15 protein-coding genes are annotated in these 14,335 nt (G+C 64.7%); 6 read left to right on the top strand and 9 right to left on the bottom strand.

What is annotated here, in order from left to right; genetic code table 11:
* Positions 1–110: 110 nt before the first annotated feature.
* A complete protein-coding gene (locus tag HBJ55_RS09365) occupies positions 111–1,103 on the top strand; it encodes a 5'-nucleotidase (RefSeq protein ID WP_240936047.1) in 993 nt (330 codons plus the stop codon).
* Between the two features lie 110 nt (positions 1,104–1,213).
* Here the strand turns inward: HBJ55_RS09365 and HBJ55_RS09360 are convergent, their stop codons facing one another.
* Positions 1,214–1,486 carry an EF-hand domain-containing protein gene (locus HBJ55_RS09360; protein ID WP_167113371.1) on the bottom strand — a complete coding sequence of 91 codons (273 nt, stop codon included), beginning with the start codon at positions 1,484–1,486 and terminating at the stop codon, positions 1,214–1,216.
* Positions 1,487–1,553: 67 nt separating this feature from the next.
* Entirely contained in the window at positions 1,554–2,276 is a 723-nt protein-coding gene (locus HBJ55_RS09355) for an SDR family oxidoreductase (protein WP_167113369.1), read from the bottom strand.
* Positions 2,277–2,517: 241 nt separating this feature from the next.
* Between HBJ55_RS09355 and HBJ55_RS09350 the strand changes: the two genes are divergently transcribed.
* The gene (locus tag HBJ55_RS09350; RefSeq protein ID WP_338071989.1) at positions 2,518–3,459 is read left to right on the top strand and encodes an AraC family transcriptional regulator; all 942 of its coding nucleotides are present in this window, start codon (positions 2,518–2,520) and stop codon (positions 3,457–3,459) included.
* Between the two features lie 58 nt (positions 3,460–3,517).
* Entirely contained in the window at positions 3,518–4,132 is a 615-nt protein-coding gene (locus HBJ55_RS09345; protein WP_167113367.1) for a flavin reductase family protein, read from the top strand.
* A gap of 11 nt (positions 4,133–4,143) precedes the next feature.
* On the opposite strand, the gene HBJ55_RS09340 is transcribed toward HBJ55_RS09345, so the two are convergent.
* Positions 4,144–5,097, bottom strand: a complete 954-nt coding sequence (locus HBJ55_RS09340; RefSeq protein ID WP_167113365.1) for a LysR substrate-binding domain-containing protein — start codon at positions 5,095–5,097, stop codon at positions 4,144–4,146.
* 96 nt (positions 5,098–5,193) lie between these two features.
* Here HBJ55_RS09340 and HBJ55_RS09335 point away from each other — a divergent pair, with 96 nt between their 5' ends.
* Positions 5,194–6,123 carry a DMT family transporter gene (locus tag HBJ55_RS09335; RefSeq protein ID WP_167113363.1) on the top strand — a complete coding sequence of 310 codons (930 nt, stop codon included), beginning with the start codon at positions 5,194–5,196 and terminating at the stop codon, positions 6,121–6,123.
* A gap of 312 nt (positions 6,124–6,435) precedes the next feature.
* Here HBJ55_RS09335 and HBJ55_RS09330 read toward each other — a convergent pair whose 3' ends face one another.
* Complete coding sequence (locus tag HBJ55_RS09330; protein WP_167113361.1) at positions 6,436–6,975, bottom strand: helix-turn-helix domain-containing protein; 540 nt, start codon at positions 6,973–6,975, stop codon at positions 6,436–6,438.
* Between the two features lie 201 nt (positions 6,976–7,176).
* Positions 7,177–7,458, bottom strand: a complete 282-nt coding sequence (locus HBJ55_RS09325; protein ID WP_167113359.1) for an EF-hand domain-containing protein — start codon at positions 7,456–7,458, stop codon at positions 7,177–7,179.
* A gap of 347 nt (positions 7,459–7,805) precedes the next feature.
* Here HBJ55_RS09325 and HBJ55_RS09320 point away from each other — a divergent pair, with 347 nt between their 5' ends.
* On the top strand, positions 7,806–9,233 hold the full coding sequence (locus tag HBJ55_RS09320) for an amidase (RefSeq protein WP_167113357.1): 1,428 nt from the start codon (positions 7,806–7,808) through the stop codon (positions 9,231–9,233).
* Positions 9,234–9,249: 16 nt separating this feature from the next.
* Here the strand turns inward: HBJ55_RS09320 and HBJ55_RS09315 are convergent, their stop codons facing one another.
* Together HBJ55_RS09315 and HBJ55_RS09310 are read right to left on the bottom strand one after the other, a co-directional pair.
* Positions 9,250–9,828: an SHOCT domain-containing protein gene (locus HBJ55_RS09315; RefSeq protein ID WP_167113355.1), complete on the bottom strand. Its 579-nt coding sequence runs from the start codon at positions 9,826–9,828 to the stop codon at positions 9,250–9,252.
* A gap of 11 nt (positions 9,829–9,839) precedes the next feature.
* Positions 9,840–10,442 (bottom strand): 2-hydroxychromene-2-carboxylate isomerase, encoded by a 603-nt coding sequence (locus tag HBJ55_RS09310; RefSeq protein ID WP_167113353.1) that lies wholly within the window; start codon positions 10,440–10,442, stop codon positions 9,840–9,842.
* A 213-nt stretch (positions 10,443–10,655) separates the two neighbouring features.
* Between HBJ55_RS09310 and HBJ55_RS09305 the strand changes: the two genes are divergently transcribed.
* Complete coding sequence (locus HBJ55_RS09305) at positions 10,656–12,803, top strand: methyl-accepting chemotaxis protein (RefSeq protein ID WP_167113351.1); 2,148 nt, start codon at positions 10,656–10,658, stop codon at positions 12,801–12,803.
* A 41-nt stretch (positions 12,804–12,844) separates the two neighbouring features.
* On the opposite strand, the gene HBJ55_RS09300 is transcribed toward HBJ55_RS09305, so the two are convergent.
* Both HBJ55_RS09300 and HBJ55_RS09295 read right to left on the bottom strand, forming a co-directional pair.
* Positions 12,845–13,249, bottom strand: a complete 405-nt coding sequence (locus HBJ55_RS09300; protein WP_240936046.1) for a carboxymuconolactone decarboxylase family protein — start codon at positions 13,247–13,249, stop codon at positions 12,845–12,847.
* A 92-nt stretch (positions 13,250–13,341) separates the two neighbouring features.
* On the bottom strand, positions 13,342–14,265 hold the full coding sequence (locus HBJ55_RS09295) for a siderophore-interacting protein (protein WP_167113347.1): 924 nt from the start codon (positions 14,263–14,265) through the stop codon (positions 13,342–13,344).
* Positions 14,266–14,335 lie beyond the last annotated feature (70 nt).

Raw genomic sequence — 14,335 nt, 5'->3', positions numbered from 1 at the left:
AGTCATGCGGTTCCAAGCCGAGACGCCTATACGGATAGGCGCTTGTCTGGCCAAAAACTCTGAGGCATGGTCGGGAGATCGTGCGTTGCACTTCTTCATCAGGGACGACCATGGCCTACGATCTCAGCGAACGCTTGGTAATCGGGCTGGCATCCAGCGCCTTGTTCGATCTGGAGGAATCCGATCGGGTCTTTCGCGAGCAGGGGGAGGCGTCCTATCGCATCTACCAGCGCGATAACGAGAACATTCCACTCGGTACCGGGGTTGCCTTCCCCTTCATCAAGCGCCTGCTGTCATTGAACGAGCTGAGCCCGGACAATCCGCCCATCGAGGTGGTGCTGCTCTCGCGCAACGATCCGGAAACCGGTCTGCGCGTCATGAAGTCGATCGAGCACCACGAGCTGGGCATCACGCGGGCGATCTTCCTACAGGGTCGCTATCCCCACCGCTTCATTCCGGCTTTAAATATCAGCCTCTTTCTGTCGGCCAATCGCCAGGATGTCGATCAGGCAATACTGGCGGGGCACCCGGCAGGGCAGGTGCTGTCGTCGGGCGATCTCGATCTGACCGACGAAGAGGAGCTGCGCATCGCCTTCGACTTCGATGGCGTGCTGGTCACCGATGAGTCCGAAACCATCTACCAGCAGCAGGGGATCGAGGCGTTTCGAGAATACGAACGGGCCAATGCCCAGGTGCCTTCCGAGGCGGGTTTGCTTGCCGTTTTCCTGCGCAAGCTGGCCCATATCCAGATGCTCGAGAAGCAGCGCGAAGAGGAAACGCAGGGCGCCTATCGTCCCAAAGTTAGAGTTTCAATAGTGACGGCCCGCAATGCGCCGGCCCATGAGCGGGTCATCCATACCATGCGCAGTTGGGGGGTGACGGTCAACGAGGCCTATTTCCTCGGCGGCATCGCCAAGGAGCATGTCCTCGGCATCATCAAGCCGCATATCTTCTTCGACGATCAGGCGTCTCACCTTTCGGCCACCAGCGATATCTTGCCGTCGGTGCATGTGCCGTTCGGGCAGCTCAATCAGGGCCTCGTTTCCGGCGGGGAAGAGGCGACCCGACCTGCCCACTCTCTACCTGAAGAGAATTCGCCTTGAAATTAGCCCCCTCTCGCCACAACGACGAAGGGGGCCTAGGGCCCCCTTATCAATGTGCAGGCTGAAAATGCTATTGCTTGCCTGCATGGGTTTTGTGCCATACCAACCGATCAACGCGGACGGTGGTGGAACTCCTGGCGGGAGAGCCTGCCATCGTGGTTGCGATCCATCAGCACGAAGATTTCCGGTAGCGAACCCGCCTGCGCTTCCTGCCGGGAGATATCGCCATCTCCGTCCAGATCCAGTCGGTCGAAGCTGTTCTGGCCGGCTGTGTTAGAGGAGGCGAGGTGCGGCAGAACCAGGGGGCCTTCGCCCTGTTCGGCCAGGGTGGCACCCGAGGCAAGGGTGAGTGCAATAACCAGTGCGTATTTCGAGGTTTTCATCGTTTGGTTTCCCTTCGAAAAGTAGGTTGATGAGGTTCAGGAGGTGGGTTACTCGACGCGGCCGGGCTCATGCCGGGCTGGCGGTGGGGCGGACCACGATCTCGCTGGTGTCCACCTCGTCGGGCTGGGCGATCACATGCGCGATGGCCGCGGCAATGGCGTCAGGCTTGAGTGCGATCTGGCGGTAACTCTTCATCGCCTCGGCGGCGCCGGGATCGGTGATGGTGTCGGCAAGCTCCGACTCCACCACGCCGGGATAGACGCAGGTGACGCGAAGCTTGTCGTGCTCCTGGCGCAGCCCGTCGGAAATCGCGCGCACGGCGTACTTGGTGGCGCAGTAGACGGCGCCGGTGGGCACCACATAGAGCCCGCCGATGGAGGAGATGTTGATCACTTGCCCGCTGCCCTGGGCCTGCATGGTGGGCAACACGGCGGCGATGCCGTGCAGCACGCCGCGGATGTTGACGTCGATCATGCGGTCCCACTCGTCGACCTTGAGCGAGGCCAGGGGGGAGAGCGGCATGACGCCGGCATTGTTGATGATGACGTCGATGCGGCCGTGGATATCGAGCGCCGCCTCGGCGAAGGCCTGCACGTCTTCCCGCTGGGTGACGTCCAGCGCGCGGTAGTCCGCGGTGCCGCCCTCGGCACGAATGGCTTGTGCCAGGGTTTCCAGCCTGTCGGTGCGGCGTGCGCCGACGACCAGTCGATGGCCGTGGCTTGCCAGTAGGCGGGCGGTGGCCTCGCCAATGCCGCTGCTGGCGCCGGTGAGAAGAATGACTTTGCTCATGGGAGATAGGCTCCGTATGGGTGGCTTGGTACGACTCTCCCACTGGTCTCGCAGCGAACGATTCGGGAATCGCGGGGGGTGAGAGTGTCGTTGGAACAAGCCTAAGGAGAAGCCGGAGTTGCCGACAGAGCCATTCCTACTAGATTTTTGCCTAATCCTATTGATGGGAGATTTTATAAGTTAAATTTTGCCTTCGGGTTTGCCTAAATATAAAGTGCGAATGTAAACGAGGAGCTTACGTGTGGCGACCCTGTCTTCCCCTTTTCATGAGCGAATGGTCGAGCAGCTGTATCGGCTCGTGCCGCATGAGGGCTTCACCCAATCCCTGCTGGATGGGGTGCGCTTCCTGCGCTCGAATCGTTCGTTGAAGCTAACGCCGGTGCTGTACGAGCCGAGCATCGTGATCGTGTGCCAGGGGCGCAAGCGGGGTTACCTGGGCGACGAGGTGTATCTCTACGATGCCCTGCACTACCTCGTGCTGTCGGTACCGCTACCTTTCGCATCGGAGACCGAGGCCAGCCCCGAGGAGCCGCTGCTGGCCATTTCGATTCGCCTGGACATGGCCGTGGTGGCGGAGCTCGTGTTCATGCTGGACCAAATGGGCGAGCGCTCGGTGGCGCCGCCGCGAGGCATGCTCTCAACGCCGCTCGGCGAGCCCATGGCGGATGCCACGCTCAGACTGGTCGAAGCGCTGGCCTCGCCACTGGAGGCGCAGGTGCTGGCGCCGGGCATCATGCGGGAGATCTGCTACCGCGTACTGGTCGGCGAACAGGGCGGAAGCGTGCGCGCGGCGCTGGCGCATCAGGGCCAGTTCGGCAGGATTGCCAAGGCGCTGCATCGCATCCACGCGGATTATGCCGAGCCCCTGGAGGTGGGGCGCCTGGCCAGCGAAGTCGGCATGAGCACGGCGGTCTTCCATGTGCACTTCAAGGCGGTAACGCAGACATCGCCGCTTCAGTACATCAAGTCGACGCGGTTGCATCAGGCCCGGATCATGATGATTCGTGATGGCTTGCCCGCAGCGGCAGCCGCCGCCCGGGTGGGCTACGAGAGCCCGTCGCAGTTCAGCCGCGAGTTCAAGCGCTTCTTCGGCCGGCCTCCTGGCGAGGAGGTGCGTGAAATGAAAGCCACGCTGGCGCTGCTGCCGCCGACCCAGGCGGCGGGGCTGGCGCTGACACATTGAGCGGTACCGCGACGGGTGTAGGATGGAAGGCCTTCACCGAATGCAACAAGGGCTGGCCATGAGCGACTATCTGCTGGAAGAGGCACCGCTGAGCAGCGGGGCCATCTATCGTCTGTTCTGTGGGGCGATCTGCCCGCGGCCCATCGCCTGGGTCTCGACGCATGATCGAGAAGGCCATACCAACCTGGCGCCGTTCTCCTTCTTCAACGTGGTGAGCGTGGCGCCGCCTGTGCTGGGCTTCTCGCCGCTGCTCAACGGCGAAGGCCAGCCCAAGGACACCATCCGCAACCTGGAGCAGGTGCCGGAGTGCGTGGTGCACATCAGCGGCGAGGCATTGGTGGAAGCGATGAACGTCACCAGCGCCAGCCTGCCGGCCGGCGAAGACGAGTTCGCCCTAGCGGGGTTGGAGAAGGTCGCCATGCCGGGGCTGTCGGTGCCGCGGGTGGCGGCGGCCCCGGTGGCCTTCGGCTGCCGGCTGCGCGAGATCGTGCGCTTCGGCGATCAGCCCATGGCGGGCTGCCTGGTGCTGGCCGAGGTGGTCTCGATCCACATCGACGATGCGATCTGGAACGGCCGCCATGTCTCGGTGGAAGCGCTCAAGCCCATCGGGCGTATGGCCGGCAGCGACTATGCCCGTACGACCGATCTGTTCGGGCTGGAAAGGCCGGCCTGACGGCACCTTGTCTAGCCTGCCTTGCCACCCAGCGTCTCCCGGTCGAAGGCGGCGGCTTCGGCCAGCAACCAATCAATGAAGCGGCCGACCGCGGGCGGTGCCTCGCCGGTGGCGGGCACCAGCAGGTCGTAAGTCATGGGCGAGGCAAGAACATAGCGTTCGCCGAAAGGGCGCACGAGGATGCCGCTCTTCAAACGATCCATCGCGATGGGGTGGTTGGCGAGCATGACGCCGTGCCCGGCGATAGCCTGGTCCAGCGCCAAGCCGAACAGCGAATAACGGCGCTGCGGCGGGGCGACCTTGTCGCTTACGCCGGCGGACTCGAGCCATTCGCTCCAGCCGGGAAAGGCGATCCCCTGTCGCGATTCCCAACCGACGTCCAGCAGGGTGTGGCCGGCCAGGTCGGCGGGTTCTCGCAGAGGCTGGCCCTGCTGCAGCAACGACGGGGCGCAGACGGGAAACAGTTCATCGGCGAACAGACGATGGTTCGTCACGCCCGGCCAGGGGCCACGGCCGTAGCGAATCGCCAGGCGTGCGCCGTCGCCTTGCCAGGCGGGCATGGTAAGCGATTGGCTGGCATCGAGGGAGATGCTGAGCCCCTCCGGCGAGGCTTCGAAATCAGCCAGACGCGGCAGCAGCCACAATTGCAGGAAGGAGGGCGGGGCGCTCAGCGACAAGGTGGCGGCGCTGCGTGCTCGTGCCCTTGCGGCCGTGACTCCCGCCGCGATGCGTTCCAAGCCGCTGTCGATGTCGGCGGCCAGGTCGCGCCCGGCCTCGTTCAGGCGTACGCCGTTGGCGTGCCGGTCGAAGAGAGGAATCCCCAGCCGATCCTCGAGCTGCTTGACCTGTCGGCTGACCGCACCGGGGGTGACGCCCAGGCGGCCGGCGGCGGTCTTGAAGCTTCCCTCTCGTGCCGCTTCGGCAAATGCTCGAAGCGCATTCAGGGGCAGACGCTCGATCTTCATAGGGTGAATTTTCCTGAGCCTAGGGCAGCAGAGTAATCGTTTGGAGCAAGTGCTGACAACTGCTTGACTGGCGGAATTAACGGTCAAGGAGGCGGTATGGAGCACACCAGGCGATTGACTCAAACTGAGGCTTTGGAGAGCACGGCCTCGCGCCGCCACATCGACTTGCAGGCGAGTGGCCTGATGGTGCTGTTCTGCCTGGCGCTCGGGCTTCAGCAGGTCGCGATCAAGGCGGTCGCCGCCGATATCTCGCCGTTGGTGCAGATCGCCCTGCGTTCCGCCATTGCGGGCCTGCTGGTGGTGGCCTTGGCTTATCGGCATGGCGTGCGGCTGGCCGACTTTCGCGCTCGCCTCGGGCCGGGATTATTGGTGGGGTTGGGGTTCACCGCAGAATTCGTGTTCGTGGCGTGGGGACTGAACCATACGCTCGCATCGCACATGTCAGTATTTCTCTACACCGCACCGGTGTTCGCCGCGCTGGGGTTGCATCTGTGGGTGCCAGGCGAGCAGTTGACGCGGCGGCAGTGGATGGGTGTCGGGCTGGCCTTCGCCGGCATGACCATGGCGATGGCGCCGACGACCGCTGTCGAGAACGCCGGAGCTATCCTGCTAGGCGATGCCCTGGGACTGCTGGCGGGTCTCTCCTGGGCTGCGACCACGCTGGTGATTCGGCGCTCGTCGCTGTCCGAAGCGCCGCCGGTCCAGACCTTGTGCTATCAGCTCGTCATCGCCGGCCTACTGCTCTTGCCCGTCGCCACGCTACTGGGGGATCTTGGCCGCATCCATGCGACCGGTGCGGTCATCGCCAGCCTCGCCTTCCAGACACTGGTGATCTCCTTTGCCGCGTTGTTGCTCTGGTTCTCGCTGCTGCGGCGCTACTTCGCCTCGCAGTTGGGCATCTTCTCGTTCCTGTCGCCGGTATTCGGCGTACTGTTCGGCGCCGGCCTGCTCGGCGAACCGCTGACACTGAACTTCATCGCCGGCGGCATTGCGCTGCTGGCCGGCCTGCTGATGGTGACGCGCTAGGGCGTCGTTCGGGAGCTCGATCCGGGCATCGTTGTCGGCGAGGAGGGGCCGGTCCGCATGTCCATTCCCCGCCTGCGGAGAATTCGCCATGAGCGACTATTGGCTGGAAGAGGCACCGCCGAGCAGCAGGGCCATCTATCGTCTCTGTGGGGCGATCTGCCCATCAGCGGCGAAGCGCTGGTGGAGGCGATGAACGTCACCAGCGCCAGCCTGCCGGAGAGGACGAGTTCGCCTTGGCGACCTGTTCGGGTTGGAAAGGCCGGCATGAGGCGTGGCATTGGCAGCGGCGACAAGCAGTCGGGTGCCGCCAGTTCAGTCCACCGGGCCTTGGGAATGCAGGCGCCGCCAGTTCTGTGGGGTCATGCCCAGCCGGCGATGAAAGTGGCGGGTGAAGTGCGGCTGGTCGTAAAAGCCGCACTCGTGGGCGATCCAGGAAAGCGGTGCATCACCGGCCAGCATCAGTTCGCAGGCGCGGGCCAGGCGCCGGCGCGTCACGTAGGCTAGCGGTGGCTCGCCGAAAGTCAGTTTGAAGGCATGCGAGAAGTGGCTGAGGCTGAGGTGCGCTTCGGCCGCCATCTCCTTGACGTGAATCGTCGTGTCGAGGTGCGCATCGACGAAGGCGAGGACGCGCTTGATCTGCCAGCCGACGAGTCCGCCATGAAGGCTAGGCTCCGGCAGGGGATTCTCCGTCGCCTGGGTCAACAGGCACAGGGCCTGAGCCAAGCTGGCGCGGGCCGCTTCCTGATCGTTGGTCAAGGCGGCTTCGGCATCGTCGAGCAATTTGGCCAGCCGTGCCCGCACCTCGGGCACGAGGCTCGGCGGCCGGCGCATCCTGATAGAAAGTGGCGTCATCGCATCGCCCCCGAGAGAGCGAACGCCCTGAGCGCGACTGGAGGTCCTTGTCGCTCAGAGAGCTGGGTCCTGGTCAACTAACGATACGAGTATAGGTCAGCGGGACCATTTTCTGGTCCTTTCTGGCGAGCGAGAGCGTGGTGAAATATCTGCAATAACGCGAGTGCCTAGGCACCCGCGTCGATACGAGCTGAGTCGAAATCAGTTGGGGTGATAGTCATGCTCCTGGCGATTGAGATAGCCGTCGCGGTTGCGGTCGAGCTCCCAGAACGAGTCGGACAGCGATGCCTGGTGAACTTCGGCTGGCGACAACCGGCCGTCCTTGTCGGTATCCAATTCGTCGAAGCTGAGCTTGACCATGGGAGTTGAGCCACTTCCGTAGCGAGTCATCAGGGGCTGATCCTCGGGGGACGGGCGATCGGCGAGCGCCGTACCGGGGACGAGCGCCAGGGCAAGCAGGAGCGCAAGGGTGCGAAGCCTCATGATGGCGACCTCTTTACATGTTTCAGGGATGGGGACGAGCCGCTTACGGGCTCATCGAGAACATGATGGAAGGTCGGAGGCGACAGGGCTTGCCCAGGCGTGCGGCGCTTTGCACGTTTCTGCTGTGCCGATGGCGGACAGCTATCTGTCCGGTATATCCATTCACCGCTTGCAGAGAATTCGCCATGAGCGACTATTCTGCTGGGAGTGGGACCCTCGCAGCGGACCATCTATCGGCTGTTCTGCGGAACGATTGGCTGCGCCACTGCCCACACGACTTGACGATGCAGGATCGCATCCCGTGCCGCCACAGCTTCGGGTGTCACGGCCACAAAGGAAGTGAAAACATGGAAAAGCGTCCTTCGCCCCGGGACCCGGGCCGTTCGCAGGATCTCTGGCGGCAGTCGGCCACGACATTGGCGGCTCTTATCCGTGCCGGGGAAGTCTCGAGCCGCGAGGTGATCGATGCGCATCTGGCGCGGATCGAGGCGGTCAATCCGACGCTCAATGCCGTCACTGTCATACTGCAGACGTCGGCCCGTGAGGCGGCGGATGCGGCGGATGCACGTCGCAAAAAGATGGGGGAACGCGACTTGCCGCCCCTGCACGGGGTGCCGATCACGGTGAAGGAGAACATCGATTGCCTCGGCACCCCGACCACCTTCGGCCTAGCAGCGAACGCCAATGCTTTGCCGCAGCAGGATGCCCCGGTGGTCGAGCGGATGCGTGCCGCCGGCGCCATTCCCATCGGGCGTACCAACATGCCGGAAATGGGGCTGCGGATCTCCACCAGCAACCCGTTCAGGGGACTGACGCGCAATCCGTGGAAGGCACAGTTGACTGCGGGGGGCAGCAGTGGTGGTGAAGGCTCGGCCGTGGCGTCCGGCATGTCACCGCTCGGAATCGGCAATGATATCGGTGGATCACTGAGAAATCCTGCGTTCTGCTGCGGTGTCGCGGCATTGAAGCCGACCCAGGGGCGCGTTCCCTTCGGTGGTGCCGGCGACGGTTACCTGAGTGCCCAGGTGATGCTGACCGATGGCCCCATCGCCCGCAGCGTGGCCGATCTCAGGCTCGTGCTGGAACAGGTCCACGGACAGCACGTGCGCGATCCTCGCTCGGTCACGGTGGCGCTGGATGGCCCGCGAATCCCGCGTCGTGTTGCCATGGTGACATCGCTGCCCGGCACTGTTATCGAGCCGGCCATTGTCGCCAGCGTACGGGCGGCAGGCGAAGCGCTTGCGGCTGCCGGATATCAGGTGGAAGAGGCGATACCGCCGGAAATCGAGCTGATCAACCATCTCTGGACGCAATTCCAGATGTCCGACCTGAGCCTCACGGCCGAGCCGATGCGCCCCGTGCTCAGCGCCGAGGCGGCCATGCTCATGGATGCCATGATCGCCAGAGTCGATCCGACGGTGACGCATGCCGCGCTGCATCAGGAGCGTTCGCGCCTCGGCCGGGCCTGGGCGGCATTTTTTGCAGAGTATCCGATCGTTCTGGGGCCCGTCTGGCCATCGGCACCGTTCGTGCACGATGCCGATGTCGCATCACCTGCCGGCAGTGACCTGATGCTGAGCATGCAATGGTTCGTGACTCCCGGCAATCTGCTCGGCTTCCCCGCTGTCGTGTTACCGACGCGGCCGATCGACAACGCACCGATGACCGTCCAGCTGTATGCCGACCGCTTTCGCGACGACTTGGTGCTGGAGGCCGCCGAGGTCATCGAGGCCGCATTTGGGCCGTGCACGCCGGTAAATCCTTTTGTCGCCTGAGGAAGCGGAGCGCTTCCTAGCTCGGCGGGTGCCTGTCGGAGGAGATGACCGGCAGGCTTGCCAGGTCGATGTCGCCGTGCTGGCTGGTCACCGTAAACCGGCTCTGGCTTCCCTGTTGCTGGGCAAAGCCACCGATACGATGATCAAGGGTGTCATAGACCCGAATGGCATCTTCAGTCTGCACGACGAGGCGGCGAGCCTGGGCAAAGTAGGCATAGCGTAAGCCGTTCTGTTCGCCGGTCGCGTTGGGTGCGCCGAGTTCCGCCGGCCACCAGGCAGTGTTCTCTTCCGCGACGAGCCAAGCCGGCTGTTGGGCAATGATCTCATCCGCATTCTCACCAATTATTTCCCCTATTTCGTGGCACAGCGCATCCACGCGAGCGTTCAAGGTATGGTTGAGAGGGGCGCTCAGCAGCAGCATGCCGCCCTGCATCCACTGGCCGGGGCCACCGAACTCGGGGTGCGAGAACATCGCCATCTGGCCATTACCGTCGGTCACGGCCGATACCATGTGCGCAATGGCGTCATGACTGAAATCGTGACGCTCGGCGAGCTCGTCGACGATGGCGAGTCCGTGAGGGCTGAGTAAAGACATGACGGTTTGACTCATAGCTCGCCGGCCAGTTTCTTTTCCACCAGTTCGAGGCGATCCTGGCCCCAGAACGGCTCCCCTTCGACGTCGTACCAGGGAACGCCGAAGCAGCCGGCGGCAATGGCCTGCTCGCAGGCATCGTCGAGGCGCTGATGCCCCGGCTCTTCTTCCGACTCCTGCAGCAACGCCCTGCCATCCAGGCCGCAGGCGTCGGCGATCTCGCCCAGCGTGGCGAGGTCGGCAATGTCGCGCTCCTCGGCCCAGCAGGCCCGCAGTATGGCCAGCGTCAGCTCGGCGATGTCGTGGCCCCGGGCCTTGGCGGTCAGCGCCAGGCGCGCCGCCGGTCGATCGTCGGCGGGGAAATACTTCGGTTCCACGTTGAGCGGTACGCCCAGCAGGCGCGGCCAGCGTCTCAGCTCCGCCAGGCGGTAGGCCTGGCGTTCGGGCGCGCGCTTGGGCAGCGGTAGCCCGCCCGTTCTGGGGAAGACCGCGCTGACCGTGACCGGCACGTAGTCGATCGTGGCGCCGTGGCGGGAGGCGATCTCGCCGAGCCGGGCATGGCCCAGGTAGCTCCAGGGCGATACCGGGCTGAAGTAGTAGGTGATGCGCTTGGGCATGGAGGGCTCCTCTCATCCGCGTGATGCGGTTTTCAGAGGCTAGCTCGCCCGGGGCAAGGTGTCCCGTTTTTGCGTCCAGGAGGGGCACTACCTCACGCGAATAGCGACAGTGGCGCGAATACCAAGTTCTCAGTCGTTTTGACTACGTTTCTACGTTCAAGAAAGGACTATGGTCAGCCCTTGGTTTCCTATAACAAGAACGAGTCCCCCCTCATGCGCTTACGATTCCGCTCCCTTCGACTGCTCGTCGTCGCCCTGGCCGGTGCCTGCCTCCTGGCCGTGACGGCCGCGCTGGTCGGCTATTCACTGGTGTCCGCCTCGCGCACCCAGGACGTGGTGGCTGAGCACACCCAGTCGCTGCTCGAGAGTGGTATCGACGAACGGCTCTCTTCGCTGGCCCACGCCGAGGCCGAGCGCATCCGCAACGAACTGGACCGAGCCCTGACCCTGGCCAGCCAATTGGCTCATACCAATGCCCTCATGGGCATGCCGGGTGACGATGGCCGCTCGCAACTGCGCCTGAGCCGCGAGGAGCTTTCCAATCTGGTGCGCCATACCGTGGTCGAGAACCCCGGTCTGTTGGATGCCTATATCGGCTGGGAGCCAGACGCTTTCGACGCCGATGCCCGCTATGCCGGCCGCGAGACCGGCTTCGCAGACGGTAGTGGACGCTTCCGGCCCTGGTGGGTGCGTGAGGCCGATGGCAGCATGCGCCTGGGAGCCCTCAATGAAGAGAACATGGAAAGCGAGGCGCCGCTGGGCAACGGAATGCGCCGCGGGGAATACTATCTCTGCCCGCGCGATACCTTGGCGCCCTGCATCATCGACCCGGCGGCCTACGACTATGCGGGCGTCATGCGCATGGTCACTTCCTTCAACGTTCCGATCGTCGTGGAGGGAGAGTTCCGCGGTATCGCCGGTGTCGACATGTCGGTGGATTTCACCCAGGAGTTCCTGACCCAGGCCAACCAGGGGCTTTATGACGGCGCCGGCGAGATGGCGCTGATTGCCTCGCTGGGCAGCGTGGCGGCCTACACCGCCGATAATGGCTCCTTGGGCGAAGCGGCGGGGCAGGTGATGGGCGATGCGGTACAGCAGCGTATCCTCGAGGCCCAGCGCAGCGGGGAAATGCAACGCATAGAGGATGCCGATGGCATGCTCGAACTCTACCTGCCTTTCAGCGTCAGCGACGACCAGGCGCCCTGGGTGCTGCTCACCCGCCTGCCACGAGAGGTGGTGCTGGCCGAGTTGGGAGCCCTGCAGCGTACCCTGGGCGACCAGCGTCGCCAGCACTTGTGGGGCATGGGCCTGGTGGGGCTGCTGGTCGCCGGCCTTGGCCTGGTGGCGATCTGGCTGGTGGGCGGCGGCATCGCCCGGCCGCTGCGGGAACTGGCCGGGCGCATGCGCGAGATCGCCTCCGGCGACGGCGACCTGACCCAGCGCCTGCCGGTCGAGGGGCGCGACGAGAGCGCCGAGCTGGCCATTCAGTTCAACGCCTTCGCCGACAAGATCCACGACGTGCTGCTCAAGGTGCGTGTGAGTAGCGAGGCTGTGCGTGTCGCCGCGACCGAGATCGCCAGCGGCGGCCAGGATCTATCCCGGCGCACCGAGACTGCAGCCGCCAGCTTGCAGCAGACCTCGGCCTCGATGGAGGAGATCACCAGTACCGTGGAGCACACCGCCGAGTCCGCGCGTGAGGCCAATGACCTGTCGCAGTCGGCTTCCGAAGTTGCCGCTCGCGGTGGCGAAGTGGTGTCGCGGGTGGTGTCCACCATGGACGAGATCACCGGCGCCTCGCGCCAGATCGCCGAAATCGTCACGGTGATGGACGGCATCGCCTTCCAGACCAACCTGCTGGCATTGAACGCCTCGGTGGAGGCGGCCCGCGCCGGCGAACAGGGGCGCGGCTTCGCTGTGGTGGCTGGCGAAGTGCGCCAGTTGGCCAGCCGCTCGGCAGCGGCCGCACGCGAGGTGAAGGCCCTGATCGACGCTTCGGAAACGAAGGTACGCAGCGGCTCCGAATTGGTCAGTCAGGCCGGCGCGACCATGAACGAGATCGTCACCAGCGTTTCCAGGGTGAGCGACGTGCTCCAGCAGATCACCGCGGCCACCGGCGAGCAGAGCGACGGCATCGGCCAAGTCAATGTGGCGGTCGCCGAGCTGGACCGTATGACCCAGGAGAATGCCGCCCTGGTCGAAGAGTCGAGTGCCGCTGCCGAGCGGCTCGAGGAGCAGTCGCTGCGCCTGGCCGAGGTGGTGGGCGCCTTCACCCTGGCCGACTCGACCTCCCGGGCTCCGCTATGGACGCCTGCCGCCTTGCCGGCAGCGACAGCCCCACGAAGCGAAGAGAGTGCCTTCTGACCGGCGCGATGCCGATCATGCGGTGAGCTTGGCGCAGCGGCTCAGTTGCCGGTCTGCTGCTCCTCGCGGTAGGCGGCGATCGCTTCGCGGGCGACCCGCATGCCGTCCATGGCCGCCGGGAAACCGCAGTAGGGCACGCACTGCAGCAGCACCTCGCGGATCTCCTCCTCGCTGCAGCCGTTATTGAGCGCGCCGCGCAAATGCACCTTGAGTTCGTGGGGGCGGTTGAGCGCGACCAGTATGCCGACGTTGACCAGGCTGCGGGTCGGGCGTGCCAGCCCCGGCCGGTTCCAGATGTCGTTCCAGCAGTTGCGCGTCACCAGCTCCTGAAGCGGCCAGCCGAACTCGTCGGCCTGGGCCAGGGCATTGTCGACGTAGGCGTCGCCGAGCACCTGACGGCGCGTGGCAAGTCCATCCGGATCGAGACGATCATTGGGCGAAGTCATGGCACACTCCTCTTGTTCGGACATTCAATGTGCGGCGAACCGGGACATTTGCCAAGTCCGCTGCGCTTGCCTTCATCCGGCAATGGCGCGATTCAGCCCAGCACCTTGCCCTCACGCCAGTAACCCATGCTGCTGACATAGCGCTTGGGCAGCCCGCATTCGTTGACCAGGTAGCGCCGGATGCCCAGTGCCACCTTGCTTTCGGCAGCGATCCAGGCGTAGAAGGGGGCGCCGTCGTCGACCGTTGCAGCTTCCCAGAGCAGCTCGTCGCCCGGCTCGTCATGGGCTTCGACAACCTCGGGCTTGCCGCCCAGATGGGCGACCTCGGCGCGCAGGTCGATGTCGCGCACGGCGCGCAGCAGCCGCTCGCCATGGGCGCAGCCGGGCGTGGCATCGCGCGGCAGCCAGCTGACCTTGGCCGACGCAGGAAGCGCCTGGACATCGCCGCCTAGCGGTACTTCGATCAGGGCTTCCACCTGCGGGCGATCGGCACGCACGGCGAGTTCTTCCAGAATGCCGGCTGCCGCCGGCAGGGCGGTTTCGTCGGCCACCACCAGGATGCGCTTCACGCCGCGCGGCGGTTTCCATTCGTAGCCAACACCGGCGTTCTTCACGTCATTGGTTGGAGCAGTCATGGCCAGACGTTCGCCCGGCCGGGCGTGCATGGCCCAGCGCGAGGCGGGGCCGTTGTCGCCGTGCAGCACGAACTCGACGTCGACCTCGCCCTGCTCTGCTCGCAGTTCACGGATGGTGTAGGTGCGCATCGGCGGGCGCAGGTCGTCGGGCATGGCGCGATAGGCCGCGTACCAGTCGTCGGGTTCGCCTTCGACGCAGGCGAACAAGGCCTCGAGGCCGACGCTTCCGGTGGGAAAGAACAGCTTGATGCGCTGATCCGGCGCGTAGGTGGCCATGCGCGATACTTCGGGGCCGGTGAAGGTGAACCTGACCAGCGAAGGGCTGACCTGGGTCCGGCGGGAAAGGGAGATGTCGAATACTTGATAGCTCTGCTTGGCCATGGTGCCGGGACTCCGCTTGCGATGGCAGCAGGCTAGCATTCACGATAATCATTCTCAATACAATTGCGGC

This window comes from Billgrantia bachuensis (assembly GCF_011742165.1).
Lineage (GTDB): Bacteria > Pseudomonadota > Gammaproteobacteria > Pseudomonadales > Halomonadaceae > Halomonas > Halomonas bachuensis.
This window is presented reverse-complemented; position numbering and strand designations above follow the sequence as displayed.

Bases quoted from the DNA above. Each gene is read 5' to 3' on its own strand.
- HBJ55_RS09330 (WP_167113361.1), bottom strand. From the start codon at position 6,975: ATGACGCCACTTTCTATCAGGATGCGCCGGCCGCCGAGCCTCGTGCCC.
- HBJ55_RS09335 (WP_167113363.1), top strand. From the start codon at position 5,194: ATGGAGCACACCAGGCGATTGACTCAAACTGAGGCTTTGGAGAGCACG.
- HBJ55_RS09305 (WP_167113351.1), top strand. From the start codon at position 10,656: ATGCGCTTACGATTCCGCTCCCTTCGACTGCTCGTCGTCGCCCTGGCC.
- HBJ55_RS09365 (WP_240936047.1), top strand. From the start codon at position 111: ATGGCCTACGATCTCAGCGAACGCTTGGTAATCGGGCTGGCATCCAGC.
- HBJ55_RS09325 (WP_167113359.1), bottom strand. From the start codon at position 7,458: ATGAGGCTTCGCACCCTTGCGCTCCTGCTTGCCCTGGCGCTCGTCCCC.
- HBJ55_RS09345 (WP_167113367.1), top strand. From the start codon at position 3,518: ATGAGCGACTATCTGCTGGAAGAGGCACCGCTGAGCAGCGGGGCCATC.
- HBJ55_RS09310 (WP_167113353.1), bottom strand. From the start codon at position 10,442: ATGCCCAAGCGCATCACCTACTACTTCAGCCCGGTATCGCCCTGGAGC.
- HBJ55_RS09315 (WP_167113355.1), bottom strand. From the start codon at position 9,828: ATGTCTTTACTCAGCCCTCACGGACTCGCCATCGTCGACGAGCTCGCC.
- HBJ55_RS09300 (WP_240936046.1), bottom strand. From the start codon at position 13,249: ATGACTTCGCCCAATGATCGTCTCGATCCGGATGGACTTGCCACGCGC.
- HBJ55_RS09355 (WP_167113369.1), bottom strand. From the start codon at position 2,276: ATGAGCAAAGTCATTCTTCTCACCGGCGCCAGCAGCGGCATTGGCGAG.
- HBJ55_RS09295 (WP_167113347.1), bottom strand. From the start codon at position 14,265: ATGGCCAAGCAGAGCTATCAAGTATTCGACATCTCCCTTTCCCGCCGG.
- HBJ55_RS09360 (WP_167113371.1), bottom strand. From the start codon at position 1,486: ATGAAAACCTCGAAATACGCACTGGTTATTGCACTCACCCTTGCCTCG.
- HBJ55_RS09340 (WP_167113365.1), bottom strand. From the start codon at position 5,097: ATGAAGATCGAGCGTCTGCCCCTGAATGCGCTTCGAGCATTTGCCGAA.
- HBJ55_RS09320 (WP_167113357.1), top strand. From the start codon at position 7,806: ATGGAAAAGCGTCCTTCGCCCCGGGACCCGGGCCGTTCGCAGGATCTC.